At 62.6% G+C, this 18,167-nt stretch carries 14 protein-coding genes; 5 read left to right on the forward strand and 9 right to left on the reverse strand.

The genetic code is table 11. The features are described from left to right. Positions 1–294 precede the first annotated feature (294 nt). Positions 295–2,712: a glucose/quinate/shikimate family membrane-bound PQQ-dependent dehydrogenase gene (locus tag JBE38_RS14220; RefSeq protein ID WP_090366528.1), complete on the forward strand. Its 2,418-nt coding sequence runs from the start codon at positions 295–297 to the stop codon at positions 2,710–2,712. Positions 2,713–2,790: 78 nt separating this feature from the next. Here the strand turns inward: JBE38_RS14220 and JBE38_RS14225 are convergent, their stop codons facing one another. The 9 genes from JBE38_RS14225 to JBE38_RS14265 form a co-directional block, all read right to left on the reverse strand. Then, entirely contained in the window at positions 2,791–5,145 is a 2,355-nt protein-coding gene (locus tag JBE38_RS14225) for a putative bifunctional diguanylate cyclase/phosphodiesterase (RefSeq protein ID WP_205344528.1), read from the reverse strand. Between the two features lie 207 nt (positions 5,146–5,352). Then, positions 5,353–6,528 carry an ABC transporter substrate-binding protein gene (locus JBE38_RS14230; RefSeq protein WP_060754470.1) on the reverse strand — a complete coding sequence of 392 codons (1,176 nt, stop codon included), beginning with the start codon at positions 6,526–6,528 and terminating at the stop codon, positions 5,353–5,355. Next, positions 6,525–7,499 (reverse strand): CobW family GTP-binding protein, encoded by a 975-nt coding sequence (locus JBE38_RS14235; RefSeq protein ID WP_090366539.1) that lies wholly within the window; start codon positions 7,497–7,499, stop codon positions 6,525–6,527. The genes JBE38_RS14230 and JBE38_RS14235 overlap by 4 nt, the downstream gene beginning before the upstream one ends. After that, positions 7,496–7,792, reverse strand: a complete 297-nt coding sequence (locus JBE38_RS14240) for a hypothetical protein (protein ID WP_205344529.1) — start codon at positions 7,790–7,792, stop codon at positions 7,496–7,498. Before JBE38_RS14240 ends, JBE38_RS14235 begins: the two co-directional genes overlap by 4 nt. A 13-nt stretch (positions 7,793–7,805) precedes the next feature. After that, positions 7,806–8,555: an SDR family NAD(P)-dependent oxidoreductase gene (locus JBE38_RS14245; protein ID WP_090366543.1), complete on the reverse strand. Its 750-nt coding sequence runs from the start codon at positions 8,553–8,555 to the stop codon at positions 7,806–7,808. 43 nt (positions 8,556–8,598) lie between these two features. Next, a complete protein-coding gene (locus tag JBE38_RS14250) occupies positions 8,599–9,360 on the reverse strand; it encodes an SDR family NAD(P)-dependent oxidoreductase (protein ID WP_205344530.1) in 762 nt (253 codons plus the stop codon). A 10-nt stretch (positions 9,361–9,370) separates the two neighbouring features. Beyond that, a complete protein-coding gene (locus tag JBE38_RS14255; protein WP_090366547.1) occupies positions 9,371–10,711 on the reverse strand; it encodes an MFS transporter in 1,341 nt (446 codons plus the stop codon). A 44-nt stretch (positions 10,712–10,755) separates the two neighbouring features. Then, entirely contained in the window at positions 10,756–11,634 is an 879-nt protein-coding gene (locus JBE38_RS14260; RefSeq protein ID WP_010212857.1) for a polysaccharide deacetylase family protein, read from the reverse strand. An 11-nt stretch (positions 11,635–11,645) separates the two neighbouring features. Further along, positions 11,646–12,977, reverse strand: coding sequence for an amidase (locus JBE38_RS14265; RefSeq protein ID WP_090366548.1), 1,332 nt, complete (start codon positions 12,975–12,977; stop codon positions 11,646–11,648). Between the two features lie 337 nt (positions 12,978–13,314). Here JBE38_RS14265 and JBE38_RS14270 point away from each other — a divergent pair, with 337 nt between their 5' ends. The 4 genes from JBE38_RS14270 to JBE38_RS14285 all read left to right on the forward strand — a co-directional run bounded on the left by JBE38_RS14270 (position 13,315) and on the right by JBE38_RS14285 (position 18,108). Beyond that, entirely contained in the window at positions 13,315–14,304 is a 990-nt protein-coding gene (locus JBE38_RS14270; protein ID WP_205344531.1) for a GntR family transcriptional regulator, read from the forward strand. A 118-nt stretch (positions 14,305–14,422) separates the two neighbouring features. Continuing rightward, positions 14,423–16,843, forward strand: coding sequence for an endopeptidase La (gene lon, locus JBE38_RS14275; RefSeq protein ID WP_090366551.1), 2,421 nt, complete (start codon positions 14,423–14,425; stop codon positions 16,841–16,843). 205 nt (positions 16,844–17,048) lie between these two features. Next, on the forward strand, positions 17,049–17,438 hold the full coding sequence (locus JBE38_RS14280; RefSeq protein WP_090366553.1) for a protease inhibitor I42 family protein: 390 nt from the start codon (positions 17,049–17,051) through the stop codon (positions 17,436–17,438). Between the two features lies 1 nt (position 17,439). Next, positions 17,440–18,108, forward strand: coding sequence for a lysoplasmalogenase (locus JBE38_RS14285; RefSeq protein ID WP_205344532.1), 669 nt, complete (start codon positions 17,440–17,442; stop codon positions 18,106–18,108). The last annotated feature ends 59 nt before the right edge of the window (positions 18,109–18,167 follow it).

An 18,167-nucleotide genomic window follows, 5' to 3' on the forward strand; every position in this document is an offset into this window, starting at 1 on the left:
GAAACGATGCATCTTGCGATTCGTGCTTTCTCTTGTTTCGCCGCCGCATTATCCTTGCCCGCAATAAACTGAAACGTTTCACGCCTGCGGTCGACCCCATCTTGCCGAATTTTTTCCTTTTTAAAGACAGCGCTGTCTTACCCCGACCTGCGCCTGGGAATAAATCACCCGCCTGTGGATAACCCCGCTGCACCCCAGAAAAACCAAAAACAACGATGAACCAAGCCCGCGCTGAATCGTCATCTACAGTGAAGCACGGGGTTACATAATTCCAACGTAACGGAGAAACACACTATGAGCACTGATGGTGCCTCAAGCCCAAGCCGCCTGCTGCCCAGGCTGCTAGGCGTCTTGCTGCTGATCATGGGCCTGGCCTTGCTGGCCGGCGGCGTCAAGCTGAGCATGCTCGGCGGGTCGCTGTACTACCTGCTGGCCGGTATCGGCATCGCCCTGACCGGCGTGCTGCTGCTGGCTACTCGCCGCGCTGCGCTGGGCCTGTACGCACTGGTGCTGTTCGCCAGCACCGTGTGGGCGCTCTGGGAAGTCGGCCTGGACTGGTGGCAATTGGTGCCGCGCCTGGCGCTGTTGTTCGCCTTGGGCATCGTCATGTTGCTCCCATGGTTCCGCCGCCCGCTGCTGCGCGGCCAAGCGGCGCCGCTGGGCACTGGGGCACTGAGCGTGGCCGTGGTATTGGCCGGTGCAACGGCGCTGGCCAGCCAATTCACCAACCCGGGTGAAATGGTCAAGACCGGCCAACTGGACCGTGACGCCGTACCTGGCATGGCCAGCGCAGCACCGAGCCAGGCCGACGGTGAATGGAACTCCTATGGCCGTTCGGCCTTCGGTGATCGTTACTCGCCACTGGCCCAGATCACCCCGGAAAACGCGCACAAGCTGGTGCCGGCCTGGACCTACCGTACCGGTGACATCCCCGGGCCTGGCGACCCCGGTGAAACCACCGCGGAAAACACCCCGCTGAAAGTCAACGGCATGCTCTATGTATGCACGCCGCACAGCCAGGTGATTGCCCTGGACCCGGACACCGGCAAGGAAATCTGGCGTTTCGACCCGAAGCTGAGCACCGAAGGTGCGGCAAACTTCAAGGGTTGGGCGCACATGACCTGCCGTGGCGTGTCGTATCACGATGACGCCGTGTACGCTTCCGAGCAGAGCCCTACCGGCAGCGCGAGCCCAGCGCCGGTCAGCGCCGTATGCCCGAAACGCATTTTCGTGCCGACTGCCGACACCCGCCTGATCGCCCTGAACGCCGACACCGGCAAGATGTGCGAAGACTTCGGTGACAAAGGCCAGGTCGACCTGCGTGCCAACATCGGCAGCTTCGCTCCAGGCGGTTACTACTCCACTTCGCCTCCGGCCGTGACCAAGAACCTGGTCGTGATCGGCGGTCACGTGACCGACAACGTCTCCACCGACGAGCCAAGCGGTGTGATCCGCGCGTTCGACGTACACACCGGCAAGCTGGTGTGGAACTGGGACAGCGGCAACCCGGACGACACCACCCCGTTGGCCGAAGGCAAAACCTACACCCGCAACTCGCCGAACATGTGGTCCATGTTCAGCGTCGATGAAAAGCTCGGCATGTTGTACCTGCCGATGGGCAACCAGATGCCCGACCAGTATGGTGGCGACCGCACACCGGCCTCTGAGAAATACAGCGCCGGCCTGACCGCACTGGATATCGACACCGGCCACGTGAAGTGGACTTTCCAGTTCACTCACCATGACCTGTGGGACATGGACGTGGGCGGCCAGCCAAGCCTGATCGACATCAAGACCGCCGACGGCGTCAAGCAAGCGGTAATGGCATCGACCAAGCAAGGCAGCATCTACGTGCTGAACCGTAACAACGGCGAACCGATAGTACCGATCAACGAAATCCCTGTACCACAAGGCGCAGTGGCCGGCGATCACACCTCCCCGACTCAACCGAAGTCCGACCTGAACTTCATGCCACCGCCGCTCAAAGAGCGCGACATGTGGGGTGTGACGCCGTTTGACCAACTGATCTGCCGGATCGATTTCAAGTCGATGCGCTACGACGGCCCATTCACGCCGCCATCGCTGCAAGGCTCGATCGTGTACCCCGGTAACTTCGGTGTGTTCGACTGGGGTGGTATCTCCGTCGACCCGGTCCGCCAGATCGCATTCGTGAACCCGAGCTACATGGCGTTCAAATCGAAACTGATCCCGGCTGCGGACATCGCCAAGCAAGGCCCACGCGTCAGCGAAACCGAAGGCGTGCAGCCGAACAAAGGCGCGCCGTATGGCGTGATCCTCGAAGCGCTGCTGTCGCCGATGGGCCTGCCGTGCCAGGCTCCGGCCTGGGGTTACGTGGCAGCGGTCGACCTGACCACCCACCAAACCATCTGGATGCATAAAAACGGCACCGTGCGCGACAGCTCGCCGGTTCCGGTCCCACTGACCATGGGTGTGCCAAGCCTGGGTGGTACATTCACCACCGCCGGTGGCGTAGCGTTCCTCAGCGGCACCCTGGACCAGTACCTGCGTGCCTATGATGTGAAAAACGGCAAGCAACTGTGGGAAGGCCGCCTGCCTGCAGGCGCGCAAACCACACCGATGACCTACACCGGCAAGGACGGCAAGCAATACGTGCTGGTCATGGCCGGCGGTCACGGCTCCCTGGGCACCAAGCAGGGTGACTATGTGATGGCGTTCAAACTGCCGGACTAAGCAATCCCGGTAGCCTGTGAGAGGGGGCTTGCTCCCGATGGCGGTCTTTCAGCTGAATCTTTTTTGGCTGGCACATCGCTATCGGGTGCAAGCCCCCTCCCACATCGGGCCGCAACGCCGCATCCACATCTCGAACGCCATGGCATTCAACGGCCGGCCGATCAGGTAGCCCTGGGCGGTGTCGCACTTCCATTGCTTGAGCAATTTCAGGCTGGGCTCGAATTCCACGCCCTCGGCGACCACCTTGAGCCCAAGGTTGTGGCTCATCTCGATGGTCGAGCGCACGATCACACCGTCACCGGTGGTGCTGTCGAGGTTGCGCACAAACGATTGGTCGATCTTCAATTCCTGCACCGGCAGGCGCTGCAATTGCGCCAGCGACGAATAACCCGTGCCGAAATCATCCACCGACAAGCTGATGCCGCAACCACGCAGCTGTTCCAGCACGCTGAGCGCCTGCTGCGGGTTATGCATGATCGCGCTTTCGGTGATTTCAAAGATCAGCCGCTCGGCCGCCACCTCGTATTGCATCAGCAAGGCGGTGACGCGGATGGCCAGGTCATCATCGGCCAGATCATCCACGGAAATATTCACCGACACCTGCATAGGCAAGCCCCGTTGCCCCCACTCGGCGATTTGCCGCACCGCCTCTTCGATCACCCACAGGGTCAGGGCGCCCATGCTGCCGGTGCGCTCGGCCAAGGGGATGAACTCGCTGGGCGACACCAGGCCCAGAGTCGGATGCTGCCAGCGTAACAGCGCTTCCGCCTGGCGCACGTGGCCCTGGTTGAGGTCGAGCTTGGGCTGGTAGCACAGGAACAATTCGCCCTCGATCACCGCACGGCGCAGATCGCGGATCAGGGTGATCTGGCGCTGGTGGGCCAAGTCGCGGTCCTGCTGGTAGATCTGCAAGTAGCCCGGCGAGGCCGCCGCGTCATGCCGGGCGATGGCGGCGCGGCTGATCAACTCGTCCACCTGCTGGCCGTCGGCGGGGTACGCGGCGATGCCGATACTGACCTCATGGCGCACTTCGTCATGGCCGATGCGCTGGGGCTCGGTGAGCAGCCCATACAGGTGGTCGGCACGGGCCACGGCGCGGTCGATCTCGGTGTTTTCCAACAGCAGCAGAAACTCGCTGCCGGCAATGCGCGCGGCCGTGTCGCTGGCCAGCAGGCTCATGGACAAGCAGCGGCTGGCTTCGCGCAGCATATCCTCGACACCTTCAGGACCGAAGCCTTCGTTGATCACCCGGTAGTTTTCAATGCCGATATATAACAACACCACCGGACGTCGGGCGCTGATCGCACTGCCCAGGCGCTCCATGGCCAGGGCGCGATTGGGCAGGCCGGTAAGCGGGTCGTGCAGGGCATTGTGGGCCAACTGCCGCTCACGCACGGCGATACCGCTTTGCATCGCATTGAAGGCCCGGGCCAGCAAGCCGAACTCGTCGTGGCTGCGAACCCGTACGGCGGTGCGATAGTCACCCGCCCCAATCCGCCCGGCCGCCGCCACCAAGGCATCGAGTGGCCGCGATACGCGGCGCGCCAGGAACAGCGCGGCCGCCAGTGCTACCAGCAGCACGGCCAGCGCAATCCCGAGAAATTGCCGGTCCAGCGGCGCAAAGGATTCCAGGGCGTGGTCCAGCGGGCTTTGCAGCAAGACGCGCACCTCGTCGCCATCACCGGTATTGGCCAGCGGCAGAACCTGGCTGAGTACACGCTTGCCATGGAACACGCCGACCTGCGCTTCGGGGTTCAAGTGCACGTCACGCAGCCGCTCGATGATGCTGGCCTGGTACTCGTAGGGCTGGGTGGTGAACAGGCGGCCGACCTGGCCGTCCTGCACGCTGAGGAAGGACACCTCCAGGTTGCTCATGGAGCGCAGCTCATTGGCGAACAGCGTGTCCATGGGAAAACCCATGACCACCCGGGCGATGGGCTGCGGGTCGAGGACCACATCCTGCACCAGCAAGTAAGGCTGCCCGTCCATCGCCACGATCAGCATCTGCAGCCCGCTACGTCGCGCCTGCCGCAAGGCATGGTCATAGGGAAACGGCTGACCGCGGGTGAGTATCGGCAAGGTACTGACCATGACCTGCCCCTCCAGGTCCAGCACGAACACCTCGCTGGAGCTGATACCGCCGCCATGCCGACGCAACTCGGCCAGGATAGGTTCACTGCGGCCGGCGGCCACGGCTTGCATGAACGGGCCATCGGCGGTGAGCCAGTCCAGCCCGGATTGCAACCGACGCCCGCGCAGGTCCAGCAGGCGCTCGAACACTTGGCGGCCGGTTTCCAACTGCACCTCGGCCTGGTTCTCCACGGCGCGAGTGGTGGCGGCCTGTACGGCAAAGTAAGTGGCCGCAACGACCACCAGTAGCAACAGCGCCAACACCCCGGCAATGCGGGTCTGAAAAGTGTGACGCCACTTCATCGCAGTGCCCTCGGGCAGTATTCGCCGCTCTCTGCCAAGCCGTCCCTGTGTCATGCGCCTCCCTGGCGACTGCTGATCTGGCGTCAAAAAAACATCCATTTTGATTGGATGTTGTGTTTTAGCAGATTAGCTGGGACCTGGGATAAGTACACCCAATAGAACCTGGAACTTGCCTGTCATTTTATTGGCGACCGAGGAGAGTGCGGATTAAGCGCTCCGTGCGCGCATGAAGTCCCCCCAGCGGCGCACCAGGTAGTTGTGCTCATCCATCACCGAATTCCACACCGCGACATGCCCCATGCGCTGTTCATAAGAACCGCCATCGCGCACCTCGCCCACATCGATCAGGGGCAAGCCATCGCTGCCCGGCAATTCTTCCCGCGCAGGCTTGCCGGCATACCAGTAATCCCATTCGGCGCAGGTCAAATGATCACGGCTGCGCGCCGGGTTACCGATGTAGTAGCCCTGTCGAGCCATCACCGCCCCGGGCCAGCCGGACAGCCACCAATTGAGGTAGGCATAGGCCGCATCCAACACCGGGCCCCGCGCATGACGGGACAGCGACAAGCCGCCGAACCAGGCGCGATAGCCTTCGCGGGGCACGGCCAGGCGGTACTTCACGCCGGCACGGTGCAGGCGCATCAAGGTCGGCGACCACAGGCTCTGGATATCGATACTCGGGCTGAGCATCAGTTGTGCCGCCTCTTCATCATCCGACCAGAATGCGGCGAAATGCCCCTCCTTCTGCTTGCGCACCAGGATATCGGCGAGCACATCGATCTCTTCGATGCTCATGTTGCCGATGTCCTTGAACTGCGCCAGCCCTGCGCCCTGCACCGCCAGCGCCGCGTCGAGGGCTCCGATGGCGGCATCGCTTTGCAGCGCGGTGCGCGCACGCCACGCCGGGTCGAGCAGCCAGCCCCAGCTTTCATTGCCGTGGCTGAAACCCTCGGGCAAGCGTTCGGGGCGGTAGGCGAAACTGTCGGCGTTATGGGTCAGCGGCAACATGCTGATGCGCTCGGTCACCGTGCTGCCAAGGCTGCCGTCGTGCTGCACGAACAGGCGCTCGCTCGGCACGCTGCCACTGCCCAGGCGGTCATTGGCCGATAGACGACCGCGTTTGGGCAGGTCGTTGATCTCATGCCACAGCGCAATCCGCCGGGTGTCGATGGGCTGGATCGCCCGCGCCGGCCACACGAAGTCGACGTTGTGGAACCACTGGTCGTACAGGTCGTAGCTGTCGGGCTGCATCACCGCGATGCGCTGGGCCTGTTCGACATCGTGCACCTGGTACACCAGGCGAATGCCCAGCTCCTGTTCGGCACGCACCCGCAAGCATTCGAGCAGCGTCACCGAAGTGCCGAGGACACGTAGGGTGATCATGCCGCGAACCGCCGTGAAAACACCTCAAAGGAGTGACGCAACCGCGCCGGGTCGAGCCCACGCAGGATAAAGACCAGGCGCGATTGCCGATCGCTGCCCGGCCACGCAGGCAAATGGACCGGTGCATGCAGGCAGTGCTGCACACCATGGATGACGATAGGGGCCGAGCTTGCGTTCACGTTGAGCAGTCCTTTGACGCGAAGGATTCGTTCGCCATGGCATCTTAACAGCATCGATAACCAGACCCCGAAACCGACCCAGTCCAGCGGCTGCTCGAACGTCAGGCAACACACCTGCGCTGCACCGTGGGAAGCGGTGGTGGTTTGATGCAACTGCCAGCGATTGACCTCCACAACCGGCTCAACGCTGCGCAAGCCCTCACCGAGCAACAATTGATCGCCGCTGTGAATGTCCTGGGTCGCGAGGATCGGCGTGCCGGCGTTGAGTGCCTGCAAATGCCTGCGCAAAGGAGCACAGTCGCCCGCCACGTCGGTTTTGCTCAGCAGCAGCCGATCCGCCGCCGCGACCTGGGCCAGCCATTCGGGGTGCAAGCGCTCCTGCAGCGCGGCGTGGCTGGCGTCCACCAGGGTGACCACCAAGCCAATATGGAAACGCCCGCGCAGTTGCACGTCGTTATTGAGCGTGGCGAGGATCGGCGCCGGGTCAGCCAGGCCGGTGGTTTCCAGGATCACCCGTTTGAACGCGGGGATTTCACCGCGCTCGCGGCGTTGCCACAGGCCGAGCAAGGCGTCTTTCAACTCGCCGCGAATCGAACAACAGACGCAGCCACTGGGCAGCAGCACGGTGTCCGGCGCGACCTCCTCCACCAACAGATGATCAATGCCGACATCGCCGAATTCATTGATCAGCAACGCTGTGTCGCCCAGGCTTTCACCCTGCAGCAGACGCTTGAGCAAGGTGGTTTTGCCGCTGCCGAGGAAGCCGGTGATAACGTTGAGGGCGATACTCATAATGACTCCAGAGACTCCAGCAAGCGTGGATCAAGCGGGTCCAACGGTCGGCCGAGCATGTCTTCAGCCGCCTGCCACAATGCATCCAGGCCACTGGCCAAGGCTTGTTTGCCGGTGGCGCCCAGCAGCAGGTAAGAGGCGCCCTGGAAGTCCTCGACCTTGAGCCGAAACACCGCCAGCACCTGATTGATCGCGGCGATCCGGCGCAGGCGCTCACGGCGCCGGGGCAGGTCATCGCCCAGGGGATCGCTCCAGTGCAGGTCTTCGCCGAGCAAGCCGCAGAGCCCACACATCGCTACACCCCGCTCATGGCATGACGTCGCCGGAGTTCGGGCCCAGGGTCTGGCCGACGAACAAGTTGCCGCCCGGCTCGCTGGCGAGCAGCACGGCGGTAGGTGCCACCTCATCGGCCAAACCGAAGCGCCCCAGAGGCAACTCAGCGGCCTTGGCGCGTTTCCAGGTGTCGCTGATACCGCCCACCAAGGGCGTTTCGATCGGGCCGGGGGCGATGGCGTTGACCAGCACATTGTCCTTGGCCACTTCCAGCGCCAGGGACTTGGTAAAGCCGATCACCCCAGCCTTGGCCGCTGCGTAATGGGTCAGCTCGGCGCCGCCCTTGATCCCCAGTTGCGAGGCCACGTTGATAATCCGCCCCCAGCGCTGCGCGAGCATATGCGGCAAGGCACGCTGGCTGGCGACGAACACACTGGTGAGGTCGACGCGCAGCATGTCGTTCCACATTTCAAGGGTGAGGTCGACGCAGCGCGCCTGGGTGAGCATGCCGGCGTTGTTCACCAGAATATCGATGCCACCATAATGCTCGACGCAACGGTCGACACTGGCCTGTGCACCGTCGACGCAGCCGACATCGGCCAGGCATTCGACGACCTCGGCGCCGAGGTTGCGGCAGGTGATCGCGGTTTCGGCCAGGCTTGCGGCATTGCGGTCGGCCAGCAAGAGGCGCGCACCTTCAGCGGCGTAGGCCCGGGCGATGGCGGCACCGATACCGCTGCCGGCGCCGGTGATCACGGCGCGGCGGTTGGTCAGTTGAGGCATGTCAAATCTCCTGAAGCAAACACGGAGCCCATGTGGGCACCTGTCAATCGGGCCAGCGCACGGTCAGGCCGCCATCGATAATGATGCTTTGCCCGGTCAGGTAGCTCGACGCATCACTGGTCAGGAATTGCACCAGCGCCGCCACTTCATCGGCCCGCCCGACCCGCCCCAGCGGGATTGCCCGCGCAGCTTTTGCCAGGCCCTGCGGGCCAAGGGAGTTCTGCGCATCCAACGACTGCGGCGTCTCGATCAACCCGGGAATTACCGCGTTGCAACGAATTCCCCTGGCCGCCAACTCCACCGCCAGCGAACGGCAAAGCCCCGGTACGCCCGCCTTCGCCGCCGCATAGTGACTGTGCTCCTGCCAGCCATACACGCCGCCGGCAATCGATGAAATCGCCACCAGTGCGCCGCCCTCGCCCATGTACCGGGCGGCAGCACGAAAGGTACGCATCACGCCGGTCAGGTCGACATTGAGCATCTCGTTCCACAACTCATCGGTCATCTCCAACAGCGGCGCGCGGCGCAGCAAGCCGGCATTGGCCACGGCGTAATCCAACCGCCCGAAATGCTCCACGGTCTGCGCCGCGAGCGCGTCCACCGAGGCGCTGTCGCCTACATCGAGCGGCCACATCCGGCACTCGCCGCCCGCCGCCTCCACCCAGCGAACCGTGGTCTGCGGGTCATGTGGATCAGCCGGGTAATACCCGCCCGCCACCGCGACGCCGCTGCGCGCATAGGCTACGGCGAGGGCTTGGCCGATGCCGCTGGCGGCACCGGTGATCAAGGCAACTTTACGCTTCATCGCACACTCCTTATTGAACGGTTTCCGGGCGCACATGGCGTGCGGCGAACATCAGCGCTCCGGACAAAAAGCACGGCAATGCGCCGAACCACAACGCGGCGGTTTGCCAGTCACTGCCGGCGGACAACACCTGGGTCGCGCCGAACCCGGCGACCACCGCGCCAATCGGCCCCATCGCATGGATGATCGCGCCGCCGGTGGCGCGGATGCTGGTGGGAAAGCTCTCACTGATAAAGAACAGCGCCGCCGAGTAAGGCCCGATCAGGAAGAACAGCCCCAGGCTGTACAGCCCCACTACCATCGGCATGTTGCTTGGCCCGAACAGCATCCCGGCAAACGACAGCCCACCGAGCATCCAGCCCAGGCCGATGACATTGCGACGGCCGATCTTGTCGCCCATCCAGCCGTGGCTGAGGTAACCGCAGTAACCCACCAGGTTGGACAGCACCAGGATGATCAGCGAGTTCTCAAACGAGATGTGGTGCACGCTGACGATCACCGACGTGCCGAGCACGCTGAACACCTGGATCGCCGCCCAGTTGAGCAACAGCGCGGCGCCGATCACCAAGGTGGCGCGCCGCGCGGGGCCACGGAATGCCGCCTTGAGGCCGGCGTTGCTGTGTTCGTCGTAATCCACGCCGTAGGTCACGGCGACGTTCTGCGCTTCGTTCACTGCGCCGTTTTTACGCAGTTCGCTGATGCGTTGGTGGATCTGGAATTGCGGGCTTTCCTTGAGCTTGCGCGCCAGGATCGCGATCACGACGGCCGGGATCGCGGCGAAGATGAAACAGCCCTGCCAACCGATGACCGGCAGCAACAACGCGGTCAACCCGGCGGCGATCAACGCGCCCACCGGCCAGCCGCCTTGTACCAGGCTGTAGATGAAGCCACGGCGCTTGGTCAGCCGCGGATCTTGCGAGGCACCGTACAGCTCACTCAGGTAAGTGGCGTTGACGGTTTCCTCGGCATAGCCCAGCCCGCCCAACGAACGGATCAGAATCAATGGCGACTTGCCCCAAGCCCCGCCGATGGCCGTCAACGCCGAACACAGCGCAGACCCGGCCACGGTGAAAATGATGCCTTTGCGTCGCCCCAATTTATCGACGACAGGGCCGATGGCAAAGGCGACGACCGCCGTGCCCACCGCCACCCAAGTCGCAATCTGCGCTTGCTCCACTTCACTCCAGCCGAAATGCCGGCCGATCTCCGGCAGCAAGGTGCCGAACAGAATGAAGTCGTACACCGCAAACACCCAGGCGAAAAACGCGATCCAGGTTGCGAAGCGCACTTCCTGGGACGTCAGTTGCCGGGGTTTCCAGCCAGTCAGGTCAAGCTTGTTGTAGATGGACATGAATCGCGCCTCGCAAAGTGGGGGGTCGAACGCATCCTGTAGGGTCAGGTACGCGGTTGGCGGCGGATAAAGTCGTCGGCGATTTCGTCGAAGGTGACGAAGCGCACGCCGGCATGGCTCTGGATGTGCTCGATCAAACGCTCAAGCATCAACAACACTTGCGGGCGACCGGACACGTCGGGGTGGATGGTCATGGTGAACACGGCGTGTTCGTGTTCGCGGTAGACCCAGTCGAACTGGTCGCGCCACATTTCTTCCAGGTGACGCGGGTTGACGAAGCCGTGGCTGTTGGGGGCTTTTTTGATGAACATCATCGGCGGCAGGTCGTCGAGGTACCAGTTGGCCGGGATCTCCACCAGATCGGTTTCTTCGCCGCGCACCAGGGGTTTCATCCAGGTGTCGGGGTGCTGGCTGTAGTCGATCTTGGTCCAGCTGTCGCCCTTGCGCACGTAGTAAGGGTGGAAGTCGTTGTGCATCAGGCTGTGGTCGTACTTGATGCCTTTTTTCAACAGCAACTCGTTGGTGACCTTGCTGAATTCCCACCAGGGTGCGACGTAGCCGGTGGGGCGTTTGCCGGTGACTTGGGTGATCAGTTCGATGGACTTGTCCAGGACGATTTCTTCCTGCTCGGCGGTCATCGCGATGGGGTTTTCATGGCTGTAGCCGTGCACGCCGATTTCATGTCCGGCGTCGGCCACGGCCTTCATCTGCTCGGGAAAGGTTTCCATTGAGTGACCGGGGATAAACCAGGTGGTGCGCAAACCGTAGCGCTCGAACAATTTGAGCAGGCGCGGCGCACCGACCTCTCCCGCGAACAGGCCACGGGAGATGTCATCCGGCGAATCTTCGCCGCCATAGGAACCGAGCCAGCCGGCAACGGCGTCAACGTCGACGCCAAATGCACAAAGGATGTCTTTAGCCATGGTGTGTCTCCTTAAATAGTCAGTACGGATTCGACGGACAACGCGGCCCGTAACAAGCGTGCGTCTTCGCCCATCGGCGCGCTGAGCAGCAGCCCGGTGGGCAAGCCCTGGGCGTCGCGACCGCTGGGCAGGGTGACGCCGGGCATATCCAGCAAGCTGCCGGGCATGGTCAGGCGCAGGGTGGCGAGGTTGGTCTGCACGAACAGTTCGTCGTCGGCCTCCAGCGGTGCCAGCGCGGGGGCCACATGGGCAACGGTGGGCGTGATCAGGATGGCGCCGTCGAGGTCGTCGCTCAGCTGTTGCTGCAATTGCCGACGCGCATCGAGCAGGTGGATCAGTTGGCTGGCCGGCAATGCGCGCGCAGCTTCGAGGCGGCGGCGTACGCGGGGGTCGAGTTGCTCGGCATCGGCGCTGTCGAGCAAGGCTTGATGCAAGGCGAACGCTTCGAATGAGCCGAGCCAGCCGTGGTCCCGGATCAGGTCCAGCGTGGCCTGGAACGCGATGCACGGGCGCACGCTGATCAACGCCCCGGCGGTTTTCAATTGATCCGTCGCACGCAGCAGGTTATTGCGCACGGCGGGCTCAATGCCCTCCAGTGCGCCCTGCTCCAGCACAAAACGCTGGCCCTTGAGGCTGCGCGGAATGTGCAACTGCGTACGCCCGTTGAGCAGGTCATCGATGGCAAGCGCGTCGCGCACGCTGCGGGTCAACGGGCCGAGGCTGTCGAGGGTGCGGGCCAGTGGGAACACGCCGTCGCGGCTGTAGCGACGGCTGCTGGCGCGGTAACCCACCACGCCATTGAAGGCCGCGGGAATGCGGATGGAGCCTGCGGTGTCGGTGCCCATGGCGATCGGCACGATCCCGGCGGCGACGGCCACCGCCGAACCTGAAGACGAGCCGCCAGGAATGCGCGGCCGGTCAGTGCCATGGGGATTGTACGGCGTGCCGAAATGCGGGTTCAGGCCCAGGCCGGAATAGGCCAGCTCGCTGAGGTTGGTCTTGCCCACGCTGACCATCCCGGCACGGCACAGCAGCCCCACGCTCGGTGCATCAAGCAAGGCGGCCGGTGCCGTGCGACGGTAGGCGGCGCCGGCGGTGGTGACGCTACCGGCCACATCGAACAGATCCTTCCAGGCCAGGGGCACCCCATCGAATACGCTCAAGGGTTGGCCGGCGCGCCAGCGAGCGGCGGCCGCTTCGGCCTCGCGACGGGCACGTTCGGCGCTCAGGCCGATAAATACGCTGGGGGCCATGCTCGCATGGACCAGCACCTGTTCGAGCACCTCTACCGGATCGCTGCGGCCGCTGGCGAAAGCCTCAGCCATTGAAGTGGCGTCTGACATAGTGACGACTCTCTATAAAACGTACTTATTAATAAAATGTACATTTTACAAAGGCAGATTCCGTGCCAGTCTTAACGGGTGACTTGTGTATGCCAGTCTGGTTTATCTCTAATAACTACGGGATAGAGGGGCTGGGATCCGATAAAAAATTCAAATGAGACCGCCGGGACAAACCGCGACCTGAATAATGTATCTTTTATCAATAAGTACATTTTGGTGCAGAAAAGTAACATTCCTGCCGTAACGGCCCCAGAAAAGTGCCTTTGCCGGGGTACAGAGTGACAGGCGCAACTGTGAGAGAATCCCCGGCCACCGTCCTACCTGACCAGAGAACGCGATGAAAGCAGTGTCCGCCTCGGCCTCCCGCTACGCGATGATTCATCAAGTGTTGCGCGAAGCGATCGTCAGCGGTACCGCCCGCCATGGGCTGGTCCTGCTGGAAGCGCCACTGGCCGAATTGTTCGGCACCAGTCGCGTACCGGTGCGCAAGGCGCTGGACCTGCTGCACGCCGAAGGCTTGATCTGCCGCTTCAACGGTCGCGGCTACCTGATCAACCCCGAAGGCCTGGCCATGGAGCCCCTGCGCCTGCCCTTGAGCCATGCGCACCTGGGGCTCAATGGCGAAGTGGAGCTGGTGGACACTCGGCCACTGGGCGAGCGCATCGTCGAGGAAATCGGTGCGGCGCTCTCCACGTGCATCGCCTTCGGCCATTACCGCCTGGACGAACAAGCCGCCGCCGACCACTACGGCGTCAGCCGAGCCGTGGTGCGTGAAGCGCTGATGCGGCTGCGCGACCGTGGCTTGGTCGAGAAGGAGCCCTACTCGCAATGGCTGGCGGGGCCTTTGACCGCACGCGAAGTTACCGAAGACTACGAACTGCGCGCCTGCCTGGAGCCCGAAGCCCTGCGCCAGAGCGCCCCTCACCTTGATCGCGAGCGGCTTGAAACGATGCTGCAGCGCGTGCTGGACGCCCAGGACAACCCTCAGTGCAGCCTGGAAGCCATCGAACAGATCGAAGAGGACTTGCACCAGCACTGCCTGGCCGGCCTGCAAAACCGCAAGATTGCCGCACTGATCCGCCAGGGCCAGAGCCCGATGATCATCAGTCGGATTTTTTACCGTTTACTGGGCATTGGTGCCGACCCTGCGATGTTGGCCGAACACCGGTTGATTCTGGAATTGCTGCTGCACGGTGCGTTTGATGCGGCGGCACTGAACCTGCGTGAACATCTGCAACGCGCACGCCAGCGGATGTTGCAGCGTTTGAAAGTGTTGTCGGTGCTGCCCGAGCAGCCATTGCCCGCCTACCTGCACAAAATCAGCTGACGCCATCGGCCGAGTCACCGCAGGAATTTCATGCAATTTGTTGCTAAGTGCTCGCGGCCATTGAAACCACCACGGTCCCGCCCCATCTAACCTGCATACTTACTGATGCAGGTGCCCCATGAGCGACCAGCAAGCATTCCCTGATTACGATATCAACGACTACGCCGACCCCGAAAACGCAGAAACGCCGTCTTCCAACACCGGCCTGGCCCTGCCTGGGCAGAACCTGCCGGACAAGGTCTACATCATCCCGATCCACAACCGCCCGTTCTTCCCGGCGCAAGTGTTGCCGGTGATCGTCAATGAAGAGCCGTGGGCCGAAACCCTGGAGCTGGTGAGCAAATCCGACCACCATTCCCTGGCCCTGTTCTTCATGGACACACCGCCCGAAGATCCCCGTCACTTTGATACCTCCAGCCTGCCGCTGTACGGCACCCTGGTGAAGGTGCACCACGCCAGCCGCGAGAACGGCAAGCTGCAATTCGTGGCCCAGGGCCTGACCCGTGTGCGCATCAAGACCTGGCTCAAGCACCACCGCCCACCGTACCTGGTGGAAGTCGAATACCCGCATCAGCCCAGCGAGCCGACCGACGAGGTCAAGGCCTATGGCATGGCGCTGATCAATGCGATCAAGGAACTGCTGCCGCTCAACCCGCTGTACAGCGAAGAGTTGAAAAACTACCTCAACCGCTTCAGCCCCAACGACCCGTCACCGCTCACCGACTTCGCCGCCGCGCTGACCTCGGCCACCGGTAATGAGTTGCAGGAAGTGCTGGACTGCGTACCCATGCTCAAACGCATGGAAAAAGTGCTGCCGATGTTGCGCAAAGAGGTAGAAGTCGCGCGCCTGCAAAAAGAACTCTCAGCCGAAGTGAACCGCAAGATCGGCGAGCACCAGCGCGAGTTCTTCCTCAAGGAACAGCTCAAAGTCATCCAGCAAGAGCTGGGCCTGACCAAGGATGACCGCAGTGCGGACGTCGAGCAGTTCGAGCAGCGCCTGGAGGGCAAAGTGCTGCCGACCCAGGCACAGAAACGCATCAGCGAAGAAATGAACAAGCTGTCGATCCTGGAAACCGGCTCGCCCGAATACGCGGTCACGCGCAACTATCTGGACTGGGCGACCTCGGTGCCGTGGGGCGTGTATGGCGAGGACAAGCTCGACCTCAAACATGCACGCAAGGTGCTGGACAAGCACCACGCCGGCCTGGATGACATCAAGAGCCGCATCCTCGAATTTCTCGCGGTGGGTGCCTATAAAGGCGAGGTCGCCGGCTCCATCGTGCTGCTGGTGGGCCCGCCGGGCGTGGGCAAGACCAGCGTGGGTAAATCCATCGCCGAGTCCCTGGGCCGGCCGTTCTACCGTTTCAGCGTCGGCGGCATGCGCGACGAGGCCGAGATCAAGGGCCACCGCCGTACCTACATCGGCGCCCTGCCGGGCAAGCTGGTGCAGGCATTGAAAGATGTGGAAGTGATGAACCCGGTGATCATGCTCGACGAGATCGACAAGATGGGCCAGAGCTTCCAGGGCGATCCGGCTTCGGCCCTGCTGGAAACCCTCGACCCGGAACAGAACGTCGAATTTCTCGACCACTACCTGGACCTGCGCCTGGACCTGTCCAAGGTGCTGTTCGTGTGCACCGCCAACACCCTGGACTCGATCCCCGGCCCATTGCTGGACCGGATGGAAGTGATCCGCCTGTCGGGCTATATCACCGAAGAAAAAGTCGCCATCGCCAAGCGCCACCTGTGGCCCAAGCAGTTGGAAAAAGCCGGCGTGGCGAAAACCAGCCTGACCATCAGCGACGGCGCCCTGCGCGCCTTGATCGACGGTTATGCGCGAGAGGCCGGGGTGCGCCAGTTGGAGAAGCAACTGGGCAAATTGGTGCGCAAGGCGGTGGTCAAGCTGCTGGATGAACCGGACTCGGTGATCAAGATCGGCAACAAGGACCTGGAAAGTGCCTTGGGTATGCCGGTGTTCCGTAACGAGCAAGTGCTGTCCGGCACCGGCGTAATCACGGGGCTGGCCTGGACCAGCATGGGCGGCGCGACCCTGCCGATCGAGGCGACGCGCATTCACACGCTCAATCGCGGTTTCAAGCTCACCGGGCAGTTGGGCGAAGTGATGAAGGAGTCCGCCGAAATCGCCTACAGCTACATCAGTTCGAACCTGAAGTCGTTTGGCGGTGACCCGAAGTTCTTCGACGAAGCCTTCGTGCACCTGCACGTACCGGAAGGCGCCACGCCGAAAGATGGTCCCAGTGCGGGCGTGACGATGGCCAGTGCGCTGCTGTCGCTGGCGCGTAACCAGCCGCCGAAAAAAGGCGTGGCCATGACGGGCGAGCTGACGTTGACCGGGCACGTGCTGCCGATTGGCGGGGTGCGCGAGAAGGTGATCGCGGCGAGGCGCCAGAAGATTCATGAGCTGATCTTGCCGGAGCCCAATCGCGGGAGCTTTGAAGAGCTGCCGGAGTATTTGAAGGAAGGCATGACGGTGCACTTTGCCAAGCGCTTCGCAGACGTGGCCAAAGTACTCTTCTGATCCCGTAGTGAGCGGGCTTGCCCCGCGCTGGGGGGCGCAGCCGCCCCAAAACCAGACGCCGCATTCTCTCAGGCAGAAATGCGGCGTTTTTATTGGGGCGGCTTCGCCCCCCAGCGCGGGACAAGCCCGCTCACTACAGCAGCTTGTCACACCTTGTCTCATCTTCGGTTATGCTCGCCGTTCGTCGTAAATGAACGGAGGCTCCATGACCGCTGCCCGCCTGCTACTCCCCCTGAGCTTTGCTCTGCTCGCCGCGTGTGCCAGTGCGCCGAAGCAAAACGTCACCGTGGACAGCCAAAGCGCCTGCCCGCTCCAGCTTAAATCCGGGCAAAACCTGATCCTCACCCTACCCAGCAACCCCACCACCGGTTACCGCTGGGCCATCCAGGACTCCGCCGGCGGCGTGCTGCGCGCCCTGAGTCCGGAGGTCTACAGCAGCGCGGAATCCGGCGTGATCGGCGGCGGCGGCCAATCCACCTGGCGCTTCCAGGCGTTTGCCGCAGGCCAGGGCCGTTTGCGCCTGACCTCCCAGCAGCCTTGGGAGCCGGAAGCCGAACCCACTGAGACCTTCGACTGCGCCATTACGGTGAACTGATATGCCCTGGCTGATCCTTGCGTTGATGGGTGCCGGCACCTTTATCTACGGCCTGAGCACTCACGCGGCACTGTTGTGCCTGCTGGTCAAACCCATGCCGGTGCTTGCGCTGCTGGGTTGGCTGCATGATGCGCCGCCCACCGACTATCGACGCTGGATCAGCCTGGGGCTGATCTTTTCCCTGGTAGGCGATGTATTGCTCGCCTGGCCGGGCGACCTGTTTATCTTTGGCCTGGGTGCATTTCTATTCGCACACCTGGCGTATCTCAAAGCGTATTTCAGCGACTGCCGCCGCTTGGCGCTGCTGCCATTGATATTGGCGCTGGGGGTGGGCGCCGTGCTGTTGAGCATCCTGATCGCCCACGGCCTGGGTGATTTGCTGATACCGGTAGTGATTTACGCAACGGTGATCAGCGCCATGCTCTGGCGTGCACTGGCACGCCTGGGCAGCGACGTGCCGAAACGCTCGGCACTGCTGGCGGCTGCGGGAGCGCTGTCATTTGTGTTTTCCGATACGCTGATCGGCATCAATCGGTTCGTCGTGTCGTTCGACGCGGCGCCCTATCTATTGATCATCACTTACTGGCTCGGCCAGTGGGGCATCACCGCCTCGGCTTTTCAAGCACAAACAAATTTGCACGTTAAAAAATCCAACACCGAAAGATTATAAAACTGTCGAAATTTACTTCTAATCAACATAAAAAACTGTCAATTATGACAGACTCTTCC

This window comes from Pseudomonas sp. ICBG1301 (genome assembly GCF_016918385.1).
Taxonomy (GTDB): domain Bacteria; phylum Pseudomonadota; class Gammaproteobacteria; order Pseudomonadales; family Pseudomonadaceae; genus Aquipseudomonas; species Aquipseudomonas palleroniana.

Bases quoted from the DNA above. Each gene is read 5' to 3' on its own strand.
- JBE38_RS14265 (WP_090366548.1), bottom strand. From the start codon at position 12,977: ATGTCAGACGCCACTTCAATGGCTGAGGCTTTCGCCAGCGGCCGCAGC.
- JBE38_RS14240 (WP_205344529.1), bottom strand. From the start codon at position 7,792: ATGTGTGGGCTCTGCGGCTTGCTCGGCGAAGACCTGCACTGGAGCGAT.
- JBE38_RS14280 (WP_090366553.1), top strand. From the start codon at position 17,049: ATGACCGCTGCCCGCCTGCTACTCCCCCTGAGCTTTGCTCTGCTCGCC.
- JBE38_RS14285 (WP_205344532.1), top strand. From the start codon at position 17,440: ATGCCCTGGCTGATCCTTGCGTTGATGGGTGCCGGCACCTTTATCTAC.
- JBE38_RS14255 (WP_090366547.1), bottom strand. From the start codon at position 10,711: ATGTCCATCTACAACAAGCTTGACCTGACTGGCTGGAAACCCCGGCAA.
- lon (WP_090366551.1), top strand. From the start codon at position 14,423: ATGAGCGACCAGCAAGCATTCCCTGATTACGATATCAACGACTACGCC.
- JBE38_RS14270 (WP_205344531.1), top strand. From the start codon at position 13,315: ATGAAAGCAGTGTCCGCCTCGGCCTCCCGCTACGCGATGATTCATCAA.
- JBE38_RS14245 (WP_090366543.1), bottom strand. From the start codon at position 8,555: ATGCCTCAACTGACCAACCGCCGCGCCGTGATCACCGGCGCCGGCAGC.
- JBE38_RS14225 (WP_205344528.1), bottom strand. From the start codon at position 5,145: ATGAAGTGGCGTCACACTTTTCAGACCCGCATTGCCGGGGTGTTGGCG.
- JBE38_RS14260 (WP_010212857.1), bottom strand. From the start codon at position 11,634: ATGGCTAAAGACATCCTTTGTGCATTTGGCGTCGACGTTGACGCCGTT.
- JBE38_RS14230 (WP_060754470.1), bottom strand. From the start codon at position 6,528: ATGATCACCCTACGTGTCCTCGGCACTTCGGTGACGCTGCTCGAATGC.
- JBE38_RS14220 (WP_090366528.1), top strand. From the start codon at position 295: ATGAGCACTGATGGTGCCTCAAGCCCAAGCCGCCTGCTGCCCAGGCTG.
- JBE38_RS14235 (WP_090366539.1), bottom strand. From the start codon at position 7,499: ATGAGTATCGCCCTCAACGTTATCACCGGCTTCCTCGGCAGCGGCAAA.
- JBE38_RS14250 (WP_205344530.1), bottom strand. From the start codon at position 9,360: ATGAAGCGTAAAGTTGCCTTGATCACCGGTGCCGCCAGCGGCATCGGC.